The sequence below is a fragment of the Pseudomonas sp. Q1 genome, from assembly GCF_009935975.1.
In the GTDB taxonomy this organism is placed as follows: domain Bacteria; phylum Pseudomonadota; class Gammaproteobacteria; order Pseudomonadales; family Pseudomonadaceae; genus Aquipseudomonas; species Aquipseudomonas palleroniana.
Window position 1 is genome coordinate 474,060 of sequence record NZ_QODI01000003.1, and the last position, 8,863, is coordinate 482,922.

Consider the following 8,863-nt stretch of genomic DNA (forward strand, 5'->3'; position numbering starts at 1 on the left):
ATAAGTAAAGAGCGGGGATTCTACCGCTGTTCGGCAACAATCGCCCACTGCGCACTGACCGGCTGTGGATAAATCCCGCGCCTGATGCAGTACAATCGCGACTTTTAATCGCCAACCAGCCGGCCATTCCCATGATCGAACCCAAGCGCGTCCTACGCGCCCTCGCCGAACACTGGGCCTTACTGGAGCCACTGTGTGAACACTTCGACCAAGGCACCTTGAGCCTGGGCGAGCTGCGCGCACAACTGGCCGCCCAACAACTGGACAGCACGCCCCAGGACATCACCAACCTGCTGGACGTATGGATTCGCCTGGATATCCTGGTGCCTGTCGCCAAGAGCCCGAACCGTTTCGAGCTCAATGCGCAGATCCATGACTTCCTGGCTTATCTTCGCAAGGAGCACCGGCTTGGCCTGTGCCTGGAAATCGAAGCCTACCTGCGCCATCTGGAACGCCTGGCAGGCTACATCCAAGATGCGTTCGATATCCGTGACGGCCACGACCTGGCCCGTCAACTGCGCCTGCTCGACATGCGTGTCCGTGACGTGCTGAAAAAGCTCGCCAACGACGAACAGGCCCTCGCCGCAGTGGCCGACCGCGCCAAGACCAGTGACCGGCAGATCCCGCTGCGCCAGCGTTACGCCGAGGTATTGGCGACCTGGGATGAATACGTCGAACCGATGATCCAACTGGTGAACGCCGATGGCGCCTTCGAACAGGGCGTGCGCAAGGTCGAGAATGTGCTGCTGCGCCTGCTCACCGAGCAACAGCGCCTGGGTCACCTGGTGGACGACGACATGCTGCTGCGCACACACGCGCGCATTCTTGAAATGCAGACCAGTGCCCAGCTGACCTTGCGTCATGCGCGCGAACTGCTGTTGCCGCTGCGTGAAGAAGCCCGTCGGCACAACGCCGTGACCCGAGGCGCGGCGCTGGCCTTGTCGGCGATTCGCCGTAAAGGGCTGGACGCAGTGCCGCAAGCGGCGTTGCCCATGTTTACCCGGCCGCAAAGCACCTTTCTCGGCAGTGCGAGCCAGGTGGAAGCCTATGTGTACGCCCTGGCGAATTTCGAGCCGAAACCGGCACGCTTCCCCAAGGCGCACAAGTCCCACAGAGGCGAAGCCCAACGCGCGCCGCGCACGGTCAAGGAAATGCTCGAACGCTGCGAAGACGCGCTGCCGATGCCAGACCTGATGACCTGGCTGCTGGAACAGGAACCGGACGGTGCCACCGACGAGTTGCTGTACTGGTTCTCGCGCCTCTCGCGGGAAAAACGTTTCAAGCGCGAACGCCTGGAACGCCGCGATTACCACACACACGAGCACCAGGTCAGCCTGCGCTCATTCGCCCTGCTCCCGGCCACGCCTGACGCCGCCGAGAATTCTGCGAGCACGCCTTATGCATCTTGATCTATCCGAACTGTCCCAGCTGGCGCCGATCTTTCGCGAGCTGTTCAAGGGTTACCACGTCAGCCGCCGCGACCCTGAACTGTATGCACAACTGTCAAACTTCCAGGACCAGTACCGCACGCTGTTCAAGGCCCTGGGCTTTGAATTGGTATGCGACACCCGGGGTTTCTACTATTTCGTGCCGGACACCGCCGTGGCCGCCGCGCAAGTGAACAAGACCGCGCAGCGCCTGGCGTTGTTCACCTTCATCATCGTCGAACATCTGGCCGACCAGGGCCGCGACCCGATCGCCGTGCTGGACGGTGGTAGCCTGGGCCGCGATGAGCTGCCGTCGTTGCTGGAGAAGTACCGCGACCTGTTTATCCAGGCCGAAGTGCAGACCCAGGAAGAACTCGAAGAGAAAATCATGCGCCGCATGACCCAACTGGGTTTTGCCAGCGAAGACAACGGCGTGTACCGCTTCCTGCCGCCGATGCACCGTTTCCTGGATGTGTGCCTGTCGGTACAGCAGGATCGCGACCTCGCCGCCAGCATCCACAGCGTGTTGCCATTGCCGGCACCGGTGATCATCGACGAAGACAGCGATGAAAAACTGCTGGAAACCGATGACCCGCTGGACCTCAGTGACTTCACCGAGGAAAGCGAAGAAGACGCCCTGGCGCGTGCCATTGCAGAAGAACAGGAGACCGACGCATGAGCAAGGAACGCTACGGCATCCGCCGCTTCGCCCTATTGAACACAGCGGGTTACAGCCTGGGCTTGTTCCCACTGGAAGAACCGCTGTCGGTCTATGGCGCGAACAACCTGGGCAAATCCGCGTCGATCAACGCCTTGCAGTTCCCGATCCTGGCGCGCATGTCGGACATGAGTTTCGGCAAGTACACCCTGGAACAATCGCGGCGCTTCTACTTCGCCAGTGACACCAGCTACATCCTCGTGGAAGTCTCCCTGCCTCATGGCCCCCACGTGATCGGTGTGGTCGGGCGTGGCCCGGGGGGCGGTTTCGGCCACCAGTTCTTTGCCTATGCCGGCAAGCTGGACCTGGCCCATTACCAGAAAAACGATACCTGCCTGCGCCAGAAAGAGCTGTTCACCAACCTTGAGCGCGAAGGCCTGAAAGCCTATGAACTCAAGCCTGATGAACTGCGTCGCCTGCTGGTGGGCGGCCATACGTCGATCCCACTGGACCTGACCCTGATTCCGCTGCGCTCCACCAGCGAGCAGAGCCTGAAGACGTTCCGGGCACTGTTTATCAACCTGCTGCACATGCGCGAAATCACCGCGGCCAAGCTCAAGCAATTGTTCCTCGACGCGTTCGAACACAGCCTGCGTTCCGGCAGTGTCGATTACATCGCTGCATGCGAAGAGGCCTTCCGTGATGTACGACGCATGGAACAGGACTACAACTCGCTGGTGGCCGCCGGGCCTTTGGTCGAGGCACTGTCCAATGGTGTGAAGCAGCGCGATATCCTGCGCGGCAAACTGCATCGCCTGTCGCCGTTGCTGGATTCGTTGCTGGGCACTTGGTCGGATTACGCCAGTGCGCGCAAGGAAGAACTGACGATCCAGGCCGAGCACTACCGCAACGAGCAGGACGCACTGCAGAACGACCAGCGCGGCGGCACCCAGGAGCTGATGCGCCTGGAGCGGGAGATCAGCGGTATTCAGCGCTGGTTGGGCGAGTTGTCGGTGCTCAAGCATCGCTTTGCCTTGGTCAATGACGTCAAGGTGCTGGAGCAGCAACTGCTGGCGGCCAAGGATGCCCACGATGAATTGGCCGGTGCCCTGGCGCAGTCGCGACAATTCAGCGCCGAGGATCTGGACGAGCGTCTGCGGGATCTGGAAAAACGCTTGAAGTCGGTCAGGCAGCAGCTCGACCACGCGGACAACAACAGCTACGCCAAACTGCGTGAAGAGTTCTCGCAGCAGGATGTCGAACGTCTGATGCGCCTGTTCAACAGTTCGCTGTTCAGCCTGCCATTGGGTGAGCACGGCATCACGCTGGACGAGGACGGCCAGTGGGTCAAATCCCTGGAGCAGATCCTCGACGGCTTCAAGGGCGAGCGCTTCGAAGTGCCGGGGCTGTCCATCGACATCTCCCACATCGAGCCACCGGCGTTGCAAGCCTTAGCGGATCGCGCAGCACTGCGTGACCAGAAAGAACGCCTGGAAAAAGAACTCAAGCAGCTCAAGACGCAACAGGCGGTCGCTGCTGACCGCGCGGCGAGCAAGACCCAGACCGAAGCGCTGTACCAGCAAGTGCTGGATGCGCAAAAGGCCTTGGAAGACTTCCGCCGTACGCAAACCCTGAGTGCCGAAGAAGGCGAAAAACTGGAAAGCCTGGCGCAGATGGAAGCCGCCCAGGATGAGTTGAAACGCTCCAGCGATGCCTTCACCGAGCGCGTTCAGCAATTGTCGGCCAAGTTGCAACTGGTCGGCCGTCAGATCGCGGATATGGAAGCCAAGCAGCGTACGCTGGATGACGCCTTGCGCCGTCGCCAACTGCTGCCAGCGGACTTGCCGTTCGGCACGCCGTTCATGGACCCGGTCGACGACTCCATGGACAACCTGCTGCCACTGCTCAATGACTACCAGGACAGCTGGCAAGGTTTGCTGCGCGCCGATGGCCAGATCGAAGCGTTGTATGCGCAGGTACGCCTCAAGGGCGTGGCCAAGTTCGACAGCGAAGATGACGTAGAACGCCGCCTGCAACTGTTGATCAACGCCTATGCGCACCGTACCGACGAAGCCCTGACACTGGGCAAGGCGCGCCGTGCGGCGGTCACCGATATCGCACGTACCCTGCGCAATATCCGTAGTGACTACGACAGCCTGGAACACCAGTTGGCCTTGTTCAACCGCGAGATCAACAAGCGTCAGGTGTCCAACCTGCAGAGCTTTCGCATCGTGTTGGCGCCGAACAAGGAGGCGCTCAAGCATATCGACCAGATCATCCACAGTGCCGGTCAGTATGAGGAAGGCGAAACCTTGTCGGTGTTCGACCTCAGCCAGAGCGCCGAGCAGGACAACAAGAACGAAGAGGCCAAGGAATACCTGGCACGCCTGGTAGCCGCCAACCATAACCAGCTGGGCCTCAAGGACTTGTTCGAGCTGGCGTTCGAGATCACCAAGGTGCACGGCCAACCGGTGATTCACACCGACATCGACGGCGCGGCGTCCAACGGCACCACCATGACCATCAAGGCGCTGACCAACATGTACTTGTTGCTGCACTTGATGGACCGCGACCAGGCCGGACGCGTGCGCTTGCCGTACTACCTCGACGAGGCGGCGGACATCGACGAGAAGAACCAGGCCGCGCTGCTGGAAACCAGCTTGCAGCTGGGCTTCGTACCGATCCTGGCGAGTGTGAAGCCGCAGGTGTCCGCCCAGGTGGCGATTGACCTTGAAGGCGGCAGCGGGCCGAACGGCATCTACATCGATGAGGCGGACTGGAAGTACATCCGTCGTCACGATGTGGTGAAGGCAACGATGAACGTGCAGGCGGACGAGCCGGAGTTGGATGAGGTTTAATCCACTGCGCTGAAACGCAAAAGGCCGCGATCTGATGGATCGCGGCCTTTTTTATGGTTTTGAGTAGCGTGAAGCCCTTGGAGGCCTCTTCGCGAGCAAGCCCGCTCCCACAGTTGACCGAGTGTTCGCTGTAGGAATGCGGGCGAATGTGGGAGCGGGCTTACTCGCGAAAGGCAGCGCCTCGGTCTATTTGCCGAGAGGAATCTTAGGCGCCCAGGTCAGCCATTCGTCTTCGAACTTGTCGAACAGCGCAAAGGTTTGCTGTGGCCGTGCGGCGTTGCCCATGCGCTCGCCGTCTGGCGTGGCAAAGGCGATACCACCGGCAACCAAGGTTTCCAGGGACTCGGTGCGCACTGTTGCACCTTTGAACAGCCCGAAGTCGACCCCGAAGCCGCTGGTGTTCCAGAAGCGGCTGCCACTCCGTACCAAAGGCGCGTACTTGGGCTCGATCAGGATATGGATCAGGACACGGTCCGCAGTCTGGCCCAACTCGTAACCCGTGACCTTGCCGACGGTGACTTCGCGATAGGTGACCGGCACACCTTCTTTCAACGAACCACGGCGTGCGGCGCTGAGTGTCAGGCTCAGGCCAGTCTCCTGGTGGGCGGTTTCAGGAGGCTGGTCCAGCGCGACGAAACTCTTCTGCGCAGTGGCGTTTTTCGCCGCCGGCTGCACTTCGATGTATTGGCCGGTGACCAGGGTTTCCAGGTTCGACGTTTTCATCAGGCCCAGCTCAGGCTTGACCACCCAGAACTGGCTGCCTGCGCGCGCGATCCGATCGGCCACTTGGGTGATACGTGCGCTGAGCAATACCGATTGCATGTCGGCACTCAGGTCAACGCTCTCGATCTTGCCCACATCCAGTCCCTTGAAACGTACCGGTGTGCCCGGGCGCAGTCCATCGGCGCGATCAACCCTGATGGTCACCAGGGTGCCATGCTGATTGGCCGCGTCACGGTCAGCGAACAGGCGGAAACGTGGAATGCGCCTTTTCAGGGGTACGTTGGGCTCCGGGGTCTCGAAAGCAATACCGCCAGCCATCAGGCTGGCCAGCGACTCACTCTTGACCTGGATGCCGCCGGTCAGACCGCCAGTCAGGGTGACGCCGCTGGCATTCCAGAAACGCGTCGAACCGTTGACCAGGTTTTCGTATTCCTTCTCGATGTGAACGCCGATCACAAGCTGCTTGTTCTTGCGGGAGAACTGGTAGCTCTGCACCGAGCCGACTTTGACTTGTTTGTAGAGGATCGGACTGCCCACATCCAGGGAGCCGAGGCTATCGGTGAGCAGCACCATGTGCAGGCCTGGGGAGCGCAGGTCCAACGGCGGAGCTTTGGCACGAGCAGTGAACTCACGCTGTGGCGCGCCGCCTTTATCGCCAGGTCGGATGGCGATGTAGTTACCTTTGACCAAGGCTTCCAGACCAGTGATGCCCGCCAGTGAGATGGACGGCTTGACGACCCAGAACTGGGTGTCCTGCACCAGGTATTCCTCAGCGAGCGGATCGAGGGTCAGTTCAGCGTTAGCACTGGAGAGGCTTGGGTCGATCTTCAGGGTTTTCAGGCTACCGACCTGGATACCTTTGTACATGACGGGGGTGCGTCCAGCCTGCAAACCTTCGAAATCGGTCAGTTTGACCTTGACCCTGATACCGGCCGCGGCCGCATCAAAATCCTCATACAGACGGAAGGGCAGGCTCGGGTCGGTCGGCGGACTGTCCTTGCGATTCTCCGGCGTGGCGAAGGCGATACCGCCGGCAACGATGCTGGAGAGGGATTCGCTGCGCACCTTTACGCCGGAGAGGTTGGCGTCGATGCTGATGCCACTGGCGTTCCAGAACCGCGTATGTTTGCGCACCAGGTGGGCGTAGGTCGGTTCGATATAGACCTTGATCTCGACGGTGCTCTGGTCTTCGGAGAGCAGGTAGCTTTTGACCTGGCCAACTTGGATCTGCTTGTAGAACACCGGGCTGCCACGATTCAGCGAGCCGAGTCGATCGGCCTTGAGGGTCAAGTGCAAACCGGGCTTGGCGTCAGATAACGGTGGCTCTTCAGACAGCGCCTTGAATTTGCGAGTGGGTTCACCATCACCTGGACTGGCAGCGATGTAGTTACCTGAGACCAGGGTTTCAAGACCGGTGATACCCGCAAGACTGACGCTGGGTTTGACCAGCCAGAAACGCGTGTTGGTCTTGAGATACTGCTCAACGTCTTTGTTCATTTCGATGGTAGCGATCACACCGCGATTGCTGCCTTCGTCATCCAGAGCCATGGCTTTGACCTTACCCACGGTCATGCCTTTGTAGACCACTTCGGTCTTGTTGACCTGAATACCTTCGCCGCTTTCAAAACGGACTTGGATCTCGATGCCCTGTTGGTTATAGGCACGCCATCCTAACCAGCCACCGATGATCAGGGCAATCAGGGGCAACACCCAAATGGCCGACCAGTTGGAGGCTGGGCGGGTTTTAGCTTTAGGCAAATCACTCATGGTCGTCGTCCGACTCCGTGTTATCCCAAATCAGTCGGGGATCAAAAGTTACTGCGGCAAGCATCGTCAAGATCACCACACTGGCGAACGCTGCAGCGCCGAGGTCAGCCTCGACACTGGCAAGCCGGCCAAAGTTTACAACCGCCACCAGGATGGCGATCACGAAGATATCCAACATGGACCAGCGGCCAATGAATTCGATGAAGCGGTACATGATAATGCGTTGTTGCGCGGACAGCGGTTGATGGCGCTGCACCGAAAACAGTAGCAGACCGATACCCACCAACTTGAATGTGGGCACCAGGATACTGGCGATGAACACCACGGCCGCAATGGGGTACATACCGTGCTGCACCAGTTGGATCACGCCGGCCATGATGGTGCTGGGGTCGCCCTGGCCGAGGGTATTGATGGTCATGATCGGCAATAGGTTCGCGGGGATGTACAGGATCGCCGCAGTCATCAGCAATGCCCATGTGCGCGCCAGGCTGTTGGGGCGACGGGCATGGATAAGCGCACCGCAACGCGTGCACAGCTGCTCATCGGTGTCCAGCTCTTGCTTGTTCAGTTCGTGGCATTCGGTACAGATCAGAATACCTGCATCAATCGCTCGCATGATCATCCTCTCCAGACAGCGCCTGCCAGATCTGATGGGGCGACATCACCACCTCAAGCAGCACTTGAACGATTAATAGACTGACAAAACAGACGAGCCCCAGGCCGACTGTGATGGAGGCCATGTCAGCGAGTTTGACGATCGCCACAAGCACGCCCATCAAGTAGACCTCCAACATCCCCCAATCTTTCAGATGATGGTAAATGCGGTAGAGCAACAACCCATAGCTGCGGCCGACCTTCCAGCGGATGCTGAGCAGCACGGCCAACTGGCAGAGCAATTTGAGCAGGGGAATGCCCATGCTGCACAGGAACACCACCACCGCGACGCCTTGCATGCCGGTATCAAACAAACCGACGACGCCAGTCCAGACGGTATCTTCGGAGGATTGCCCGAGTAGATTGAGCTGCATGATAGGTAAAAAGTTCGCGGGGATGTAAAGCAATAGCGCGGCAATTACCAAGGCAAGGCTTCGCTCCACGACATTGTGGCGATGAGCGTACAACTCGTATCCGCAGCGTGGGCATTGGGCCTTCTCACCGATGGCGAGTACCGGTTTACGCATCAGCAAGTCGCACTCATGGCATGCCACCAGATCGTCCAGCGGTAAATCCGACACCTCAAGGGTATCAACCGGATCGGGCATAGTAGGGCTCAGACTCTAAAAATGGTTAGGTGCCTATTCTAGTGGCCTGGTTCAGAAATAACTGTGCAAATTTGTCGGGGAGTGCCGGTGAATTTTCGATCGCCCAAAACAAAACCCCATCTGCTTTCGCAAATGGGGTTTCGGAATTTAATCTTGACGATGACCTAC

General features: G+C 59.3%; 6 protein-coding genes. 3 read left to right on the plus strand and 3 right to left on the minus strand.

The window, feature by feature from the left end; translation table 11 throughout:
- Positions 1-131: 131 nt before the first annotated feature.
- The 3 genes from mksB to mksF are packed head-to-tail and all read left to right on the plus strand — an operon-like array spanning position 132 to position 4,943.
- Positions 132-1,409: an Mks condensin complex protein MksB gene (mksB, locus tag DK870_RS07345; RefSeq protein WP_060754760.1), complete on the plus strand. Its 1,278-nt coding sequence runs from the start codon at positions 132-134 to the stop codon at positions 1,407-1,409.
- The gene (gene mksE / locus DK870_RS07350; RefSeq protein WP_060754759.1) at positions 1,399-2,106 is read left to right on the plus strand and encodes an Mks condensin complex protein MksE; all 708 of its coding nucleotides are present in this window, start codon (positions 1,399-1,401) and stop codon (positions 2,104-2,106) included. The genes mksB and mksE overlap by 11 nt, the downstream gene beginning before the upstream one ends.
- Positions 2,103-4,943, plus strand: coding sequence for an Mks condensin complex protein MksF (gene mksF, locus DK870_RS07355; RefSeq protein ID WP_060754758.1), 2,841 nt, complete (start codon positions 2,103-2,105; stop codon positions 4,941-4,943). Before mksE ends, mksF begins: the two co-directional genes overlap by 4 nt.
- 186 nt (positions 4,944-5,129) lie before the next feature.
- Here mksF and DK870_RS07360 read toward each other — a convergent pair whose 3' ends face one another.
- The 3 genes from DK870_RS07360 to DK870_RS07370 are packed head-to-tail and all read right to left on the minus strand — an operon-like array spanning position 5,130 to position 8,695.
- The gene (locus tag DK870_RS07360) at positions 5,130-7,433 is read right to left on the minus strand and encodes a PqiB family protein (protein ID WP_161548348.1); all 2,304 of its coding nucleotides are present in this window, start codon (positions 7,431-7,433) and stop codon (positions 5,130-5,132) included.
- Entirely contained in the window at positions 7,426-8,049 is a 624-nt protein-coding gene (locus DK870_RS07365) for a paraquat-inducible protein A (RefSeq protein ID WP_161548349.1), read from the minus strand. Before DK870_RS07365 ends, DK870_RS07360 begins: the two co-directional genes overlap by 8 nt.
- Positions 8,036-8,695 (minus strand): paraquat-inducible protein A, encoded by a 660-nt coding sequence (locus DK870_RS07370; RefSeq protein WP_060754755.1) that lies wholly within the window; start codon positions 8,693-8,695, stop codon positions 8,036-8,038. Before DK870_RS07370 ends, DK870_RS07365 begins: the two co-directional genes overlap by 14 nt.
- Between the last annotated feature and the right edge of the window lie 168 nt (positions 8,696-8,863).

Excerpts from the sequence above, each read along its gene's own strand:
- mksB (WP_060754760.1), top strand. The coding sequence starts at position 132 with ATGATCGAACCCAAGCGCGTCCTACGCGCCCTCGCCGAACACTGGGCC.
- mksE (WP_060754759.1), top strand. The coding sequence starts at position 1,399 with ATGCATCTTGATCTATCCGAACTGTCCCAGCTGGCGCCGATCTTTCGC.
- mksF (WP_060754758.1), top strand. The coding sequence starts at position 2,103 with ATGAGCAAGGAACGCTACGGCATCCGCCGCTTCGCCCTATTGAACACA.
- DK870_RS07360 (WP_161548348.1), bottom strand. The coding sequence starts at position 7,433 with ATGAGTGATTTGCCTAAAGCTAAAACCCGCCCAGCCTCCAACTGGTCG.
- DK870_RS07365 (WP_161548349.1), bottom strand. The coding sequence starts at position 8,049 with ATGCGAGCGATTGATGCAGGTATTCTGATCTGTACCGAATGCCACGAA.
- DK870_RS07370 (WP_060754755.1), bottom strand. The coding sequence starts at position 8,695 with ATGCCCGATCCGGTTGATACCCTTGAGGTGTCGGATTTACCGCTGGAC.